The organism is Lysobacterales bacterium, from assembly GCA_016703225.1.
Lineage (GTDB): Bacteria > Pseudomonadota > Gammaproteobacteria > Xanthomonadales > Ahniellaceae > JADKHK01.
The window spans coordinates 209,424-224,193 of the sequence record JADJCM010000001.1 but is presented as its reverse complement, the minus strand read 5'-3'; the positions used below and the strand labels follow the sequence as shown (position 1 = coordinate 224,193).

Sequence of the window (14,770 nt, the reverse complement as noted above, 5' to 3'; positions counted from 1 at the left end):
CATCGACCTCAGCCCGACTGCATCACCGACGCTAGGTAGGCGCGCGCAGCCTCCCAGCGGCGACGGATGGTGCGTTCATTGAGATCCAGCGTTGCCGCGATCTCGATGAACGAGCGGCCGGCGAAGAAGTGCCAGTCGACCACCTGGGCAAGTTCGGGGTCGATCGCGCGCAAACTGCGCAGCGCCGCGTCGATCGCCAGCGCTTCCTCGATGGCCATGCCGTCGAGTTCGATCTCCTCGCTGAGGTCGGTGCGGCGCTGGTCGCCGCCGCGCTTCTCGCTGGCGCGGCGTCTGCCGATGTCGAGCAGGATCTGGCGCATTGCCTGCGCCAACACATTGAGGAAATGCCGGCTGCCGGCCAACTGGCGCTCGCCACCACCGGCGAACTTGAGGTAGGCCTCATGCACCAATGTGCTGGCGTTTACCGTCAGCGCGCCGCCGACGCGGCGGATCTGTCCGCGCGCGATGCGCTTGAGTTCGTCGTAGACCAACGCGTACAGGCGCGCCTCGGCGCCCGCATCGCCGGCCTGCGCTGCCTGCATCAGTGTGGTGAAGGAATTGCCGGTGCTCATGTCGCGCCGCCACTGCCGGAGATGGCTCCTAGTCTAGCCGGTGCGTTGGGTGGCGATCAGTTGGTTTTTTCGCGCTGCGCCGGCAAGCGGCGGTGGCGTAGTCGGTGAGTTTGGCAACGCGCAGCATGGCGGCCGGGACCAATATGGGACAGAAACGGTACCGTTTAAGCTTCGCCGCGGCAAAGCCGCAGGTGCCCAGGGATCAGGGAAGTTTGTGCCGCAGGCGCGATCGCGCCGCGGCGAGCAGGGCGCGCGAATAGAGCTTGTGGAAGCCCAGCATCAGGCCGAAGCCGGTGCCGATGCTGGTTCGACCAGTGTCGCGGTCGCGTTTGAGAACGATCGCCGATCCGAAGTACAGGCGGGTGCCGCCGCGGCCGTCGGCTTCGGCCATCAGCCAGGAACGAGTGCGGCCCATGAAGTCGGCGAGCAGCAGCTGCGTATCGCTGCGGTCCTCGACCGTCCAGGCGGCGAAGGCATCGCGTTCGCCGCGCGCCAAGGCGCGCGCCTCGTCATCGGTCGATGGCTTGCCCGCGGCGGCGGCCAGGACGGCACGCTCCAGCTTGAACAACGGCGTCGTGTAAAATGCCTCGATGAACTCCGCCTGCGACACCACCTCGGTCAAGTCGACTACGTAGCAATCCGCGTAATGCCCATCCCGAAGGTAACGCTGCAACAACGCCTGCGCCGGCAGTTCGACTCGATGCACCAATTCAGTGGTCATTGCGCGTCCTGCTCCTGCGGGCAATCACTGCGTTGTCAGGCACCGTGCGCGCCCGCCTGGATCAGCGCGATGTCTCCGCGCTCAAGTGCGAAGCCCTCGCTGCCATCGGCAAAGGCCAACCAGAGATGCTTCTCGCCCTGAATTCCCCGAATTTCGACCACCTTGCCGAGCTGAGCAGTCAGCGTGCCACGCTCACGCTCCGGAATGTCTCGCAGAAGCCAATCGGGAATGGTGAGTACTCGGACCTTGTCACCGACTTTCATGCGCCGGCTTTCTCGACAGTGCCTGGAGCCACTCGGGATACCGCTTCAAGGATGCTGCCAATGTGCGGAACAAGATGCGCCATGCGGTTGGAGACGGAGCGCACGACGACAACGCCGAAAGGCAACACCTTGATGTGTTGCTGAAACTCAAGATTGCGGTCGAGCGTGACGAAGACCTCGCATGCGGTATGGGCACGACGAAGCAGTTCGCCGTTTCTTGCTCCAGACCAGCCCAGGCCGTGAACCGTCAAGACGTCATGGCCGACCAGAAGCTTTGCGAAGTCGACTGGGAAGTTCTCGTCAAGCAGCAACCGCATCCGCAGCGACCCTCTCGAAAGCGGCATTCAGCACCGCAATGGCCTGTTCGCGTTTGACCGATGGAAACTGATGCAGGAACTCTTCCAGCGTATCGCCTCCTTCGAGGTAATCGAAAAGCGAGCGCACTGGGACGCGGGTACCGACAAACACCGGGGTGCCGCCAAGAATGTCCGGGTGACGATGGGTGACGCCGGAGAGTGAAACCATGGTTTGTGGCTCCTTGCTGCAGGTGCAGTATAGACGGGCGCAACGCCAGAGCGCGCGCTTCGGAGTCAGCCTCCACGCGGTTTGAAGTCGAGGGCGGCGGAGTTGATGCAGTAGCGCAGCCCGGTCGGGCGCGGGCCATCCGGGAACACGTGGCCGAGGTGGGAGTCGCAACTCGCGCAGCGCACTTCAACGCGGCGCATGCCGTGGCTGTCGTCCTCGATCGTGGTCAGCGCCGCGTTCGACATCGGCTGGAAGTAGCTCGGCCAGCCGCTGCCGGAGTCGAACTTGGCCGCGGCATCGAACAGCGCCGCGCCGCAGCCAATGCAGTGGTAGACGCCATTTTCATGGTGGTCCCAGTACTTGCCACTGAACGGCGCTTCGGTGGCCGAGCAGCGGCACACGGCATATTGTTGAGGATCGAGGCGGGCGCGCCATTCCGCGTCGGATTGGGGTGTCTGGCCGGGGTCGTTCATCATGCGTTCCTCCGTGTTCATTGCCCAGACCGGCTCGGCGCTGGCAAGCTTACGCGTCTTTCCCGCCGGATTCGTATGCGCCGCGTCGTTCTCATAGTTCCGCTGATGCTCGTTACCGCGCCGCTGGCCACCGCCGCCGATTGCCCGCTGGCGACGCCATGCCCGTCTTGCGTAGCGCCGCTGTTCGTCGCCGCCGACGCGGCCGCGTTCACGCCGGCGCAGCGCGCGCTGGCCGATACCGAGGTCGGGGCGGCGAGCGTGCGCGTGCTCGGCGAAGATCAATATCGGCTGGAGGGCGACGTGGTGGTGAACCGCGCCGACCAATGGCTGTGGAGCGAACGCTTCGACTACCACGCGGGTGAGGGCGTGATGCGGAGCCCGGGACCGATGCGCTTCCAGAGCGAGGGCCTGCTGGCGCGCGCGGAAACCGCGACCTGGCGCGAAGAGGGCGCCAGCGACTTGACCGGCATGCAGTTCCAGCTGCGCGATGGGCGTGGTAATGGTCGCGCCGACCAGGCCACGCTGGCGGCCGATGGCAAGACCCGACTCGACACCGCCGCCTTCACCAGTTGCGACCCCGAGCATCCGGCTTGGCAACTGCGCGCCGGGCGCATCGACCTCGACCAGGAGACCGGCGTGGGGCGCGCGCGCCAGGTCACGCTGCGTCTTGGTGATGTGCCGGTGATGTACCTGCCTTACGCGCGCTTTCCGATCGACGACCGCCGCCAGAGCGGCTTGCTGCTGCCTTCTCTCGGCAACTCGAACGACGCCGGTTACGACCTGATCGTGCCCTATTACCTGAACCTGGCGCCGAACTACGACGCCACCCTTTTGCCGCGTTTCATCCGCGACCGCGGTGCGATGCTGGGCGGCGAGTTCCGCTATCTGGGCGCGACCCAGCGCGGTGAGCTGCAGGCTTCGTGGCTGGGCAGCGATCAGCGCAACGGCGAAACCCGCAGCGCCTTCGACTGGACGCACCAGGGCAGCATCGGCACGCACTGGTTCCTCGATGCCAGCCTGCACGACGTTTCCGACCAGCGCTACTTCGAGGACTTCGGTAACTCGCTGACTGCGGTCGCCACCAGCCTGCTGCCCTCGCACGCCTACCTGCGCGGTCGTGGCGCGTGGTGGAACGCGAGCTTCGGTGGCGATCGCCAGCAGGTCACCGACCCGCGCCTGACGCCCGAGGTCGAACCCTATCGGCGCCTGCCGCGCGGACAGTTCGAGATGCGCAGCCCCAACCTGCGTGGCCCGCAGTTCGCGCTGGCCTCGGAATGGGTGCGCTTCCACAAGGAGGACGCGCTCGGTGGCGACCGTCTTGATCTCTACCCGCAGGTCGCCTGGCCGCTGGAATCCGCCGCCTGGTTCGTGCGCCCGCAGCTCGGCTATCGCTACACCAGCTACGCGCTTGACCGCGACCAGGAACGTGCGCCGACGCGCGGCGTGGCCATTGCCAGCCTCGATGCCGGGCTGTTCTTCGAGCGCCCCTTGCAGTTTGGCGACGGCGGCTGGTTGCAGACGCTGGAGCCGCGACTGTATGCGCTGCGCGTGCCCTATGAGGACCAGTCCGATCTGCCGCTGTTCGATACCCAGGACCTGACCTTCAGTTTCGCCTCGCTGTTTCGCGACAACCGCTTCACCGGCGCCGATCGTCAGGGCGACGCGCAGCAGGCGACGCTGGCGCTGACCTCGCGCGTCATCGATGGCTCCGGCCGTGACCGCCTGCGCCTGAGCCTCGGCCAGGTGCACTACTTCGAGTCGCCGCGCGTGCTGCTGCCGAACCAGACGTTCGAAGAACGCAGCGGTTCGGACTGGGCTGCGGAGGTCGAGTGGATCGCCGGCGATCACCTGAGCTTCGCCGTCGGCGGACAGTGGGATGACCACGAGCGCAACACCGAGCTCGGCTACGCCAGCGCGAACTGGCGCTACAGCGATCGCGGCCTGCTGCGTCTCGCGCATCGCTATCGGCGTGGCCAACTGGAGCAGGTCGATGTCGCCGGCCTGATCCCGTTGAACGAGCGCTGGCGCCTGATCACGCGCTGGAACCAGAGCCTGCGCGACGATCAGCTGCTCGAGGCCTTCGGTGGCGTCGAATACGATTCCTGCTGCTTCGCGGTGCGCTTGCTGGCGCGGCGCTACGTGCGCAATTTCGAGGGCGAATTGAACACCGGACTGATGCTGGAACTGGAGCTCAAGGGGCTCGGTTCACTGGGCAGGCGGACCGAGGATTTCCTGTCGCGTGCTATGCTCGGGCTTCGTTAACAGCGCGTTGTTCAGCGCCACGCCAGCCGCATCCTGCAAGGCTGAACCCCTTTCTCCGTGAGTCTGCGAACCCGATGAAACGACTGCTTCTCGCCACCGCCCTGGTGTTCTCCGCTGTTGGCCCGATCACCCTGCGTGCTCAAGCCCTTCCCAGTGAACGCCTCGACCGCATCGTCGCCATCGTCGATGAAGACGTGATCTTGCAAAGCGAGTTGGATCGCGCCACCGATAGCATCCTCAAGCAGTACCGCAGCCGCGGCGGCGAACTGCCGCCCGAGGACGTGGTGCGCAAGCAGGTGCTGGAGCGGCTGATCACGCAACGTCTGCAGATCGCGCGCGCCGATGCCACCGGCATCGTCATCGCCGACACCGAAGTGGATACCGCGGTGCAACGCATCGCTGCCCAGAACGGCATCGATGCGGCGCAGCTGCGTCAGTCGTTGCTGCGCGACGGCTTCAGTTTCGAGGAATTCCGCACCACCTTGCGCGAGGAATTGCTGGTGCAGCGGCTGCGCGCGCGCTTCGTGCAGTCGCGCGTCGCGGTGACCGACACCGAGGTCGACATCTTCCTGTCCAGCGATGCGGCCAAGGCCGGCGAGGTGCGCCTGTCGCACCTGCTGATCGGTTTGCCGGAGTCGCCTACCGCCGCGCAGGTCGAGGCGGCACGGGTCAAGGCGGCCAAGGTGCGTGCCGAGATCGAAGCCGGGCTCTCGTTCGCCGACGCCGCGATCCGCTATTCCGAGGGCCAGCAGGCGCTCGAGGGTGGCGACCTCGGCTGGCGCAGCTACGACCAGATTCCGACCGCGTTCACCGACATCGTCGCGGCCATGACCAAGGGCGAAGTATCGCAACCGCTGCGCGGCCCGAACGGCTTCCACATGCTGCACCTGGCCGATACGCGCGCCACCGCCAAGGTGATGGTGACGGAGTACAAGGCTCGCCATCTGGTGATCAAGCCGAGCGAATTGCTGAGCGAGGACAAGGCACGCGAACGCATTGATGCGCTGCGCAAGCGCATCGTCGAGGGCGCCGACTTCGCCGAGCTGGCCAAGCAGTATTCCGACGACAAGACCACCGGAAACCTCGGCGGTGATCTCGGCTGGTTCCAGGTCGGCGACTACGGCAGTGCCGTCGCGAACCACATGGGCACGCTCAAGGACGGCGAGCTGTCGCAACCCTTCCGCACCGATCTCGGCTGGCACATCCTCGAGCGCATCGGCAAACATGAGGTCGACCGCACCGTCGAAACGCGCCGGGCCAAGGCGCGCGAGACCCTGGTCGATCGCAAGGCCGAGGAGGAGTACGACAACTTCCTGCGCCAGATGCGTTCCGAGGCTTACGTCGAAAACCGCCTGGCGGGCTGAGGCCCGCGGGTGACCGACGCCGTCGCACGCATCGCGGTGACGGCCGGCGAGCCGGCCGGCATTGGCCCGGAGTTGTTGGTGCGTCTCGCGCAGGCGGCACATCCGGCGCAGCTGGTCGCGATCGCCGATCCGACGGTGCTGCTGCAAGCCGCCGATGCGCTGGATATCCCCCTGCTGCTGCAGGCGTTCGATGGCGGCGCGCCAGCGGTGGCGCATGCGCCGGGCCGGCTGTGGGTTCAGGCGGTGCCGACCGCGCGGCCGGTGCACTTCGGTCGCCTCGATCTTGCCAATGCCGGAACGGTGATCGAGACGCTGCGCGCCGCCGCCGAGGGCGCCGAGCAGAGGCGTTTCGATGCGATCGTGACCGCGCCGGTGCAGAAGTCGGTGCTCAACGACGCCGGCTTTGCCTTCAGCGGGCACACCGAGTTCTTCGCCGATCGCGTCGCTTGCGACGTGGTGATGATGCTGGTCGCGGGCGAGCTGCGCGTGGCGCTCGCGACCACGCATCTGCCGCTGCGCGCCGTGCCCGATGCGATCCGCGCCGATCGCCTGGAGCGCACGATCCGCATCCTGCACGCCGACCTGGGCGACAAGTTCGCGTTCGCCGCGCCACGCATCACCGTGCTCGGGCTCAATCCGCACGCCGGTGAGGGCGGGCATCTCGGACGCGAGGAACTCGATGTCATCGCGCCGGTGCTCGAACGCCTGCGCAGCGAGGGCATGGTCCTGCGCGGGCCGTTGCCGGCGGACACCGCCTTCCTGCCGCGCGAACTCGCGCACTGCGACGCCGTGCTCGCGATGTATCACGACCAGGGCCTGCCGGTGCTCAAGCACGCCGGCTTCGGCCACGCCGTGAACATCACGCTGGGCCTGCCCTACATCCGCACCTCGGTCGATCACGGCACCGCGCTCGACCTTGCCGGTTGTGGCGTGGCCGATGCCGGCAGTCTGTTCGCGGCCACGGCACTGGCGATCGAACTGGTCGCGCGCCGGCGTGCGAGCATGCCGGCATGAACGACAGCCCGCATATCGCACGCAAGCGCTTCGGCCAGAATTTTCTGCACGAGCGCGGCATCATCGAGCGCATCTTGCGTGCGATTGATCCGCAGCCGGGCGAGCGCATCATCGAGATCGGCCCTGGCCAAGGCGCGCTGACCTGGCCGCTGCTTGATCGCATCCAGACCCTGACCGCGATCGAGATCGACCGCGACCTGATCCCGCGTCTGCACGCCGAGGCGCCGAAGCATGGCGAGTTGCGCATCGTCGAAGCCGACGTGCTCACCGTCGATTTCACCGCGCTCGCGGCCGGCGGCATGATCCGTCTGGTCGGCAACCTGCCCTACAACATCTCCTCGCCGATCCTGTTCCACGCGCTCGACCATGCCGCGGTGATCCGCGACATGCACTTCATGCTGCAGAAGGAAGTGGTCGAGCGCATGGCCGCGGGCCATGGCAACAAGGTCTACGGGCGCCTGAGCGTGATGCTGCAGGCGTATTGCCGGGTCGAGCCGCTGTTCACGGTGCCTCCGGGCGCATTCACGCCGGCGCCGAAGGTCGATTCGGCGATCGTGCGCCTGACGCCGAAAACCGCGGCGGAAATTCCGTCGCACGACCGTGCCCGCCTGCAGTTGCTGGTGCGGCACGGTTTCTCGCAACGCCGCAAGACCCTGCGCAATGCCCTCGACGAGGTCGCCACCATCGATCAGTTGCAGGCCGCCGGCATCGACCCCGGCGCGCGCGCCGAAGCGATCGCGGTGGCCGACTGGCTGAAGCTCGCCGCGACCTGATTTCACACGCGGCGCACGCAAGGTTCCCGCTAAACTCTGCACCCATGCGTATCTTCATGCAAACCCAGTCGGTGCCGAACGAGTCGCCGCGCTATTACCACCTGATCCTGCAGCAGGACCTGCTGGGCGGCTGGTCGCTGCTGCGCGAGTGGGGCCAGACCGGCGGCCGCGCCTCGATGAAGCGCGAGTTCTACGAGCAGCGTGACGTCGCCGAGAACGCGATGATGGGCGTACGCGACCAGCAGTTGCGCAAGGGCTTCCAGGTCATGTTTTGCCAGGGCATCGAGGCGCCAGCGGGGTCGCGTTATGAACCTTAGGATGAGCGCGCTCGCACTCGCGCTGTGCATTGCCGGCGTTGCCGATGCCGAAGACGAGCGCAAGGACGAGGGCGTGTTCCAGCCCGGCGTGCAGCATGTTTGCGTGCCCGCGGCGGGTGGCGATGGTTGGGACTGCGGCACCGAGACCGCTCCGCCCAGGAACTACCAGCCACTCGAGCCGCAGTCCGAAGCGGAGATCGCGCCCGATGCTGCTGCCGAGGCCGAGCCCGAAGTCCAGTCCGAAGCCGAGTCCGAGGAGGCGCCGGCACCGCCGTTCTTCCTCGCCGACCCGATGCGGAGGACGCCTTACGCGCCGATCGAGAAGCCATCGCGGGAGCCGGCTACGGCCGCGGAGGCGGTGGTCGCCGCGGAAGCCGCAGATCCCGCGACTGAGCCCGCGCCTGCGATGGAGACCGCGCCGGTCGAAGCGGTTGCGCCCGCCGCGCCGACGCCGGTTGTGCAGGACGGCTTGGACGCCTCGATCAGCGCCGAGGCCGGTCGCGCCGCATTGGTATCCGGACCGAGTGCCGCGGCACTGCCGCTCGGCGACGCCAGTGCTTTCGCGCGTCTTCCGGCGACGGCCTTCACGCTGCAATTGGCCTATGCCGCGACCAATTCCGAGTTCGCGCGTCTGGTCGCCGATCTCGATCTCGATCCCGCCAGTTGCTACGTGTTGCGCGTGCGCGGCACGAATGGGCCGACCTGGCTGCTGGCGCATGGCGCCTTCGCCGACGCGAACGCCGCGCGTGCCGCCCAGGCCGCATTGCCGAAGGTGGCTGGGCTCTCCGCACAATGGCCGCGGCGCATCGGTGCGCTCCAGACCGAAATCACGCAAGGACTCTGAGTCTCATGTCGAACGGATTCGCGCCGCTGGCGAACGATCGTTTTCTGCGCGCGCTCAAACGCCAGCCGGTGGACCGCACGCCGGTGTGGATCATGCGCCAGGCCGGCCGCTACCTGCCGGAATATCGCGCGACACGTGCGCGCGCCGGTTCGTTCATGTCCCTGTGCCAGTCGCCCGAACTCGCCTGCGAAGTGACCCTGCAACCGCTTGCGCGTTTCCCGCTCGATGCCGCGATCCTGTTCTCCGACATCCTCACGGTGCCGGATGCGATGGGTCTCGGGCTGTCGTTCGCCGAGGGCGAGGGACCGCGTTTCGCGCGCCCGCTGCGCAGCGTCGCCGAGATCGACGCGCTCACCGTGCCGCGCATCGACCCGTCGCTGCGTTATGTCACCGATGCGGTCACGCTGATTCGCCGCGAGCTGCAGGGGCGCGTGCCGCTGATCGGTTTCTCCGGCAGCCCGTGGACGCTGGCCTGCTACATGATCGAAGGCGGCGGTTCGGAACACTTCGAACGCGCCAAGGCCCTGCTGTGGAACGAACCCGCGGCCGCGCATCGCCTGCTCGACGTGCTCGCGCAGAGTGTCAGCGCCTATCTGCAGGCGCAGCTCGATGCCGGCGCGCAGACGCTGATGATCTTCGATACCTGGGGCGGCGCCTTGTCGGCCGATCACTACCGCGAGTTCTCGCTGCGCTACATGGCGCAGATCGCGGCCTCGCTGAAGCGTGGCGAAGGCGACGCGCGCGTGCCGCTGATCCTGTATTCGAAGGGGGCGATGGGCCAACTCGAGGCGATGGCCGACGCGGGTGCCGATGCGCTCGGGCTGGACTGGACGATCACGCTCGACGAGGCGCGGCGTCGCGTCGGCGATCGCGTCGCGCTGCAGGGCAATGTCGATCCGATCGTGCTCTATGCCGGCATCGACGCCATCCGCGCCGAAGCGCGCAAGGCGGTGCACAGCTTCGGCGCGCAGCCCGGCCATGTGTTCAATCTCGGTCACGGCATCCATCCGACGATCAATCCCGAACACTTGCGCGCGCTGATCGAAGCCGTGCACAACGAGAGCGCCCTGCTGTTCGCGGCGCGTGGAAATTCCCGATGAGCAAACCCCTGATCGAAATGCGCAACTCCGCCATCCACGGCAACGGCGTGTTCGCCATCGCCAACATCAGCGAGGGCCAGGAGATCATCGAATACGCCGGCAAGCGCCTGACGCATGCGCGTGCCGACCACCGCTATGGCGGCAGCTCGATCACCGGCCACACCTTTTTGTTCACGCTGAACGATGACTACGTGATCGACGGCAACCAGGACGGCAACGACGCGCGCTGGATCAACCACAGTTGCGACCCGAATTGCCGCGCCTGGAAGATCGACGCCGAAGACGGCAACCCCAAGCACGATCGCGTTGTCATCGAGGCGCGCCGCGCCATCGACAGGGGTGAGGAACTCACCTACGACTACGGCATCGTGCTTGACGAGCCCTACACCCGCGAGCTCAAGGCGGCCTGGGCCTGCCGCTGTGGCGCCAAGACCTGTTCCGGCACCATGCTCAAGCCCAAGCCGCGCAAGCCGGTGAAGAAGTCGCGTTGAAACGCGTGCTGTTCGTCTGCAGCCGCAACCGGCTGCGCAGCCCGACCGCAGAGCAGGTATTCGCGACCTGGCCGGGCGTGGAAACGGCTTCGGCGGGTACCGATCACGACGCCGACGTGGCGCTGACGCCGGAGTTGGTGCGCTGGGCCGAGCTGATCTTCGTCATGGAGCCGATGCATCGCGACAAGCTGCGACGGCGCTTTTGCGAAGCACTCACCGGCCAGCGCATCGTCTGCTTGAACATTCCGGACGAATTCGCCTTGCTGCAACCGGAACTGGTCGCGTTGCTCCAGCGCAAGGTGCCGCCGCACCTGATGGCGCGTTAGCGCCGCTCACCGGCACCGCTCGTCGGCGCCGTTTGCGCTCCCCTCGGAAGTTGCATTCGATCACATCGACAGCGTGATCCGTGGCGCAGTTCGTGCGATACGGTCATCCAGGGTCCGCGTCCGGACCGCAGTCAATACGGATGAATACGTAATGAGACGAGAACAGCTCTGGTTCCCGGTGCGGTGGCCGAAGCGAACGCTGCGCGCGCGCCTTGGCGGTATTGGCTTGCTGTCGGTCGGCCTGACCTGGGGTTTGGCCCATGCCGGGGGCTACGACGTTCGCAACGGCACCGTCGCCGGTGGCGGGGCGATCACCAGCGCCGGTTCGTATCGGGTGATCAGCACGGTTGCGGAACCGGTGATGGGCACGACCAGCGCCGGCGCTTACCGACTCACGGCCGGATTCCCGGCAACGCTTGCCAACACCTTGCCCCCATCGGGCAACATTTTTGCGGACGGATTCGAATGAACGAGGGCACTGCGATGATCAAGCGAACGACTCTTCGGCTGGCCATGGCGGCTGCCCTGGCGGCGATGTGGGCGGGTTCGGCGATGTCGGCCCCGGCAGCGGTGCAACTCCCGGACTTCGTCTACCAGGGCAAGCTGGAGCAGGCCGGGGCCACTGCCAGCGGCAACTTCGACTTGACCTTTTCCCTCTGGGATCAGGCCAGCGGCGGCACCCAAGTGGGTACCACCGTGGTCGAGAACGACTACCCGGTGGTCAACGGCGTATTCACCGTGAACCTGGCGTTCCCGGGAGCATTCGTCGGTACCCAGATGTACCTGCAAGTGACGGTGGAGGGCACCACGCTGCCGCGCCAGCCGATTTCCACGGCGCCAGTCGCGCAATGGGCCATGACCGGCACGCCGGGACCCCAAGGACCGCAGGGCCCGACCGGCCCGACCGGCCCGACCGGCCCAACCGGCCCAACCGGGCCGCAAGGACCCGTCGGTCCGACCGGCGCCGACGGCGCCACGGGTGCCCAGGGTCCGATCGGCCTGACGGGTCCGGCCGGCGCCGACGGCGCAACGGGCGCGCAGGGGCCAATCGGGTTGACGGGTCCCGCTGGTGCGAATGGCGCCGATGGTGCGACTGGTCCCGCTGGTCCCGCGGGCGCGACGGGTCCGCAGGGTCCGATCGGCCCGACGGGTGCGAACGGCGCCGACGGCGCGACGGGTCCCCAGGGTCCAATCGGCTTGACCGGTCCGGCGGGTGCCGATGGCGCGACCGGTCCGCAAGGTCCGATCGGGTTGACCGGTCCGGCAGGTGCCGATGGCGCAACGGGTCCGCAAGGCCCGATTGGGTTGACTGGTTCGGCAGGCGCCGATGGTGCGACGGGTCCGCAAGGCCCGATTGGGTTGACTGGTTCGGCAGGCGCCGATGGTGCGACGGGTCCGCAAGGCCCGATCGGGTTGACCGGTCCGGCAGGCGCCGATGGTGCGACGGGTCCGCAAGGCCCGATCGGGTTGACCGGTCCGGCAGGTGCTGACGGTGCGACCGGTCCGGCGGGTCCTGCTGGTCCGGCAGGCGCCGACGGCGCGACGGGTCCGCAAGGCCCGATTGGGTTGACTGGTCCGGCCGGTGCCGATGGCGCGACCGGTCCGGCAGGCGCCGATGGCGCGACGGGTCCCCAGGGTCCGATTGGCTTGACGGGCCCAGCGGGTGCCGATGGAGCGACCGGTCCGGCGGGTGCCGATGGCGCGACGGGTCCGCAGGGACCGATCGGCTTGACCGGTCCGGCAGGCGCCGACGGCGCGACGGGTCCGCAAGGCCCGATTGGGTTGACTGGTCCGGCCGGTGCCGAAGGCGCGACCGGTCCGGCAGGCGCCGATGGCGCGACGGGTCCGCAAGGCCCGATCGGCTTGACCGGTCCGGCAGGCGCCGATGGCGCGACGGGTCCGCAAGGCCCGATTGGGTTGACTGGTCCGGCAGGCGCCGATGGTGCGACGGGTCCGCAAGGTCCGATTGGGTTGACTGGTCCGGCCGGTGCCGATGGCGCGACCGGTCCGCAGGGTCCGATTGGCCTGACCGGTCCTGCTGGCGCGACCGGTCCTGCCGGCGCGAATGGCTTGGATGGTGCGACTGGCCCGCAGGGCCCGATCGGCTTGACCGGTCCTGTCGGCGCGAATGGTTTGGACGGCGCGACGGGTCCGCAGGGTCCGATTGGCCTGACCGGTCCTGCTGGCTTGACCGGTCCTGCCGGTGCGAATGGTTTGGACGGCGCGACGGGTCCGCAGGGTCCGATTGGCGCGACCGGTCCTGCCGGCGCGAATGGCTTGGATGGTGCGACCGGTCCGCAGGGCCCAATCGGCTTGACCGGTCCTGCCGGCGCGAATGGCTTGGATGGTGCGACCGGTCCGCAAGGTCCGATTGGCCTGACCGGTCCTGCCGGCGCGAATGGCTTGGATGGCGCGACTGGCCCGCAGGGTCCGATTGGCCTGACCGGCCCTGCTGGCGCGACCGGTCCTGCCGGCGCGAATGGCGTGGATGGTGCGACCGGTCCGCAGGGTCCGATTGGCCTGACCGGTCCTGCCGGTGCGAATGGTTTGGACGGCGCGACGGGTCCGCAGGGTCCGATTGGCCTGACCGGTCCTGCTGGCGCGACCGGTCCTGCCGGTGCGAATGGTTTGGACGGCGCGACTGGCCCGCAAGGTCCGGTTGGCCTGACCGGTCCCGCTGGCGCAACCGGTCCTGCCGGCGCGAATGGCTTGGATGGCGCGACTGGCCCGCAGGGTCCGATTGGCCTGACCGGTCCCGCTGGCGCGACCGGTCCTGCCGGCGCGAATGGCTTGGATGGTGCGACCGGTCCGCAGGGTCCGATTGGCCTGACCGGTCCTGCTGGCGCGACCGGTCCTGCCGGCGCGAATGGCTTGGATGGTGCGACCGGTCCGCAGGGTCCGATTGGCCTGACCGGTCCCGCTGGCGCGACCGGTCCTGCCGGCGCGAATGGCTTGGATGGCGCGACTGGCCCGCAGGGCCCGATCGGCTTGACCGGTCCTGTCGGCGCGAATGGCTCGGACGGCGCGACTGGCCCGCAAGGTCCGATTGGCCTGACCGGTCCCGCTGGCGCGACCGGTCCTGCCGGCGCGAATGGCTTGGACGGCGCAACCGGTCCCGCTGGTGCAAATGGACTGGATGGCGCGACGGGTCCGCAAGGTCCGATCGGGTTGACCGGTTCGGCAGGTCCCGCTGGTGCCGATGGCGCCCCGGGTCCTGCGGGCGCCGATGGTGCGACGGGTCCAGCAGGTGCCACCGGGCCGCAGGGCGCGACGGGCTTGTCGGGACACACCGCTGCGTTGTTGCTCGGCAGTTCCTACTTCAATGTTGCAACCGGAAACAATGCGACGACTTATGTTGGCGTGGGTGAGTCAAGCACGAGCAGTGAGAACAAGGTCGCTTTGCCCTCGCCGATCGCGGGCACGCTGTCGCAGTTCCGTCTCCGAGCGAATAATGGGCCCGACAACGGCGGTGGCACGCAGTCCTACACCGTCACCTTGCGTCTGAACAACGCCAGCACAGCGCTGACCTGCACCCTCTCGGAAACGGCGACCAGTTGCTCCGATACCACCAACTCGGTGACGATCGCCGCAGGAGATGCGCTCGCGGTGCTGGTGCAGGAATCCGGAACCGGCACGCCGCTCGCGATCAGCGTGACCTGGTCGGTCCGGGTCCAGGAGTAGGCGAGGCTGTGCCGGCGGCGACGTTGCCGCCGGCACAGTCGGTG

The 14,770-nt window shown here is 67.8% G+C and carries 17 protein-coding genes; 11 read left to right on the top strand and 6 right to left on the bottom strand.

Annotated features, from left to right (window positions below; all coding sequences use genetic code 11):
* Window positions 1-8 precede the first annotated feature (8 nt).
* The 6 genes from IPG63_00955 to msrB all read right to left on the bottom strand — a co-directional run bounded on the left by IPG63_00955 (window position 9) and on the right by msrB (window position 2,554).
* The gene (locus IPG63_00955; GenBank protein ID MBK6725822.1) at window positions 9-572 is read right to left on the bottom strand and encodes an RNA polymerase subunit sigma-70; all 564 of its coding nucleotides are present in this window, start codon (window positions 570-572) and stop codon (window positions 9-11) included.
* Between the two features lie 202 nt (window positions 573-774).
* Window positions 775-1,248 (bottom strand): hypothetical protein, encoded by a 474-nt coding sequence (locus tag IPG63_00950; GenBank protein ID MBK6725821.1) that lies wholly within the window; start codon window positions 1,246-1,248, stop codon window positions 775-777.
* Between the two features lie 80 nt (window positions 1,249-1,328).
* Window positions 1,329-1,556, bottom strand: a complete 228-nt coding sequence (locus tag IPG63_00945) for a hypothetical protein (protein ID MBK6725820.1) — start codon at window positions 1,554-1,556, stop codon at window positions 1,329-1,331.
* Window positions 1,553-1,867 (bottom strand): DUF5615 family PIN-like protein, encoded by a 315-nt coding sequence (locus IPG63_00940; protein MBK6725819.1) that lies wholly within the window; start codon window positions 1,865-1,867, stop codon window positions 1,553-1,555. The genes IPG63_00945 and IPG63_00940 overlap by 4 nt, the downstream gene beginning before the upstream one ends.
* Window positions 1,857-2,081, bottom strand: a complete 225-nt coding sequence (locus IPG63_00935; protein MBK6725818.1) for a DUF433 domain-containing protein — start codon at window positions 2,079-2,081, stop codon at window positions 1,857-1,859. The genes IPG63_00940 and IPG63_00935 overlap by 11 nt, the downstream gene beginning before the upstream one ends.
* Before the next feature lie 65 nt (window positions 2,082-2,146).
* The gene (gene msrB, locus IPG63_00930) at window positions 2,147-2,554 is read right to left on the bottom strand and encodes a peptide-methionine (R)-S-oxide reductase MsrB (protein MBK6725817.1); all 408 of its coding nucleotides are present in this window, start codon (window positions 2,552-2,554) and stop codon (window positions 2,147-2,149) included.
* 75 nt (window positions 2,555-2,629) lie between these two features.
* Between msrB and lptD the strand changes: the two genes are divergently transcribed.
* From lptD to IPG63_00875, 11 genes are all read left to right on the top strand, one after another.
* Window positions 2,630-4,816 (top strand): LPS assembly protein LptD, encoded by a 2,187-nt coding sequence (gene lptD, locus IPG63_00925; protein MBK6725816.1) that lies wholly within the window; start codon window positions 2,630-2,632, stop codon window positions 4,814-4,816.
* 74 nt (window positions 4,817-4,890) lie between these two features.
* Window positions 4,891-6,180, top strand: a complete 1,290-nt coding sequence (locus IPG63_00920; GenBank protein ID MBK6725815.1) for a peptidylprolyl isomerase — start codon at window positions 4,891-4,893, stop codon at window positions 6,178-6,180.
* A gap of 9 nt (window positions 6,181-6,189) precedes the next feature.
* On the top strand, window positions 6,190-7,194 hold the full coding sequence (pdxA, locus tag IPG63_00915) for a 4-hydroxythreonine-4-phosphate dehydrogenase PdxA (protein MBK6725814.1): 1,005 nt from the start codon (window positions 6,190-6,192) through the stop codon (window positions 7,192-7,194).
* The gene (rsmA, locus tag IPG63_00910) at window positions 7,191-7,967 is read left to right on the top strand and encodes a 16S rRNA (adenine(1518)-N(6)/adenine(1519)-N(6))-dimethyltransferase RsmA (GenBank protein ID MBK6725813.1); all 777 of its coding nucleotides are present in this window, start codon (window positions 7,191-7,193) and stop codon (window positions 7,965-7,967) included. The genes pdxA and rsmA overlap by 4 nt, the downstream gene beginning before the upstream one ends.
* Window positions 7,968-8,011: 44 nt before the next feature.
* Complete coding sequence (locus IPG63_00905; GenBank protein ID MBK6725812.1) at window positions 8,012-8,284, top strand: WGR domain-containing protein; 273 nt, start codon at window positions 8,012-8,014, stop codon at window positions 8,282-8,284.
* Window position 8,285: 1 nt separating this feature from the next.
* Entirely contained in the window at window positions 8,286-9,128 is an 843-nt protein-coding gene (locus tag IPG63_00900; protein MBK6725811.1) for a hypothetical protein, read from the top strand.
* 5 nt (window positions 9,129-9,133) lie between these two features.
* Window positions 9,134-10,228 carry a uroporphyrinogen decarboxylase gene (locus tag IPG63_00895; GenBank protein MBK6725810.1) on the top strand — a complete coding sequence of 365 codons (1,095 nt, stop codon included), beginning with the start codon at window positions 9,134-9,136 and terminating at the stop codon, window positions 10,226-10,228.
* Window positions 10,225-10,719 carry an SET domain-containing protein-lysine N-methyltransferase gene (locus tag IPG63_00890; protein MBK6725809.1) on the top strand — a complete coding sequence of 165 codons (495 nt, stop codon included), beginning with the start codon at window positions 10,225-10,227 and terminating at the stop codon, window positions 10,717-10,719. Before IPG63_00895 ends, IPG63_00890 begins: the two co-directional genes overlap by 4 nt.
* On the top strand, window positions 10,716-11,045 hold the full coding sequence (locus IPG63_00885; protein ID MBK6725808.1) for a phosphotyrosine protein phosphatase: 330 nt from the start codon (window positions 10,716-10,718) through the stop codon (window positions 11,043-11,045). The genes IPG63_00890 and IPG63_00885 overlap by 4 nt, the downstream gene beginning before the upstream one ends.
* 151 nt (window positions 11,046-11,196) lie before the next feature.
* Window positions 11,197-11,514, top strand: a complete 318-nt coding sequence (locus tag IPG63_00880; GenBank protein ID MBK6725807.1) for a hypothetical protein — start codon at window positions 11,197-11,199, stop codon at window positions 11,512-11,514.
* Between the two features lie 386 nt (window positions 11,515-11,900).
* The gene (locus tag IPG63_00875; GenBank protein MBK6725806.1) at window positions 11,901-14,726 is read left to right on the top strand and encodes a collagen-like protein; all 2,826 of its coding nucleotides are present in this window, start codon (window positions 11,901-11,903) and stop codon (window positions 14,724-14,726) included.
* The last annotated feature ends 44 nt before the right edge of the window (window positions 14,727-14,770 follow it).

Coding starts and splice junctions, on each gene's coding strand:
- IPG63_00955 (MBK6725822.1), bottom strand. CDS start 572: ATGAGCACCGGCAATTCCTTCACCACACTGATGCAGGCAGCGCAGGCC.
- IPG63_00945 (MBK6725820.1), bottom strand. CDS start 1,556: ATGAAAGTCGGTGACAAGGTCCGAGTACTCACCATTCCCGATTGGCTT.
- IPG63_00935 (MBK6725818.1), bottom strand. CDS start 2,081: ATGGTTTCACTCTCCGGCGTCACCCATCGTCACCCGGACATTCTTGGC.
- msrB (MBK6725817.1), bottom strand. CDS start 2,554: ATGAACGACCCCGGCCAGACACCCCAATCCGACGCGGAATGGCGCGCC.
- lptD (MBK6725816.1), top strand. CDS start 2,630: ATGCGCCGCGTCGTTCTCATAGTTCCGCTGATGCTCGTTACCGCGCCG.
- IPG63_00920 (MBK6725815.1), top strand. CDS start 4,891: ATGAAACGACTGCTTCTCGCCACCGCCCTGGTGTTCTCCGCTGTTGGC.
- rsmA (MBK6725813.1), top strand. CDS start 7,191: ATGAACGACAGCCCGCATATCGCACGCAAGCGCTTCGGCCAGAATTTT.
- IPG63_00905 (MBK6725812.1), top strand. CDS start 8,012: ATGCGTATCTTCATGCAAACCCAGTCGGTGCCGAACGAGTCGCCGCGC.
- IPG63_00900 (MBK6725811.1), top strand. CDS start 8,286: ATGAGCGCGCTCGCACTCGCGCTGTGCATTGCCGGCGTTGCCGATGCC.
- IPG63_00895 (MBK6725810.1), top strand. CDS start 9,134: ATGTCGAACGGATTCGCGCCGCTGGCGAACGATCGTTTTCTGCGCGCG.
- IPG63_00890 (MBK6725809.1), top strand. CDS start 10,225: ATGAGCAAACCCCTGATCGAAATGCGCAACTCCGCCATCCACGGCAAC.
- IPG63_00880 (MBK6725807.1), top strand. CDS start 11,197: ATGAGACGAGAACAGCTCTGGTTCCCGGTGCGGTGGCCGAAGCGAACG.
- IPG63_00875 (MBK6725806.1), top strand. CDS start 11,901: ATGACCGGCACGCCGGGACCCCAAGGACCGCAGGGCCCGACCGGCCCG.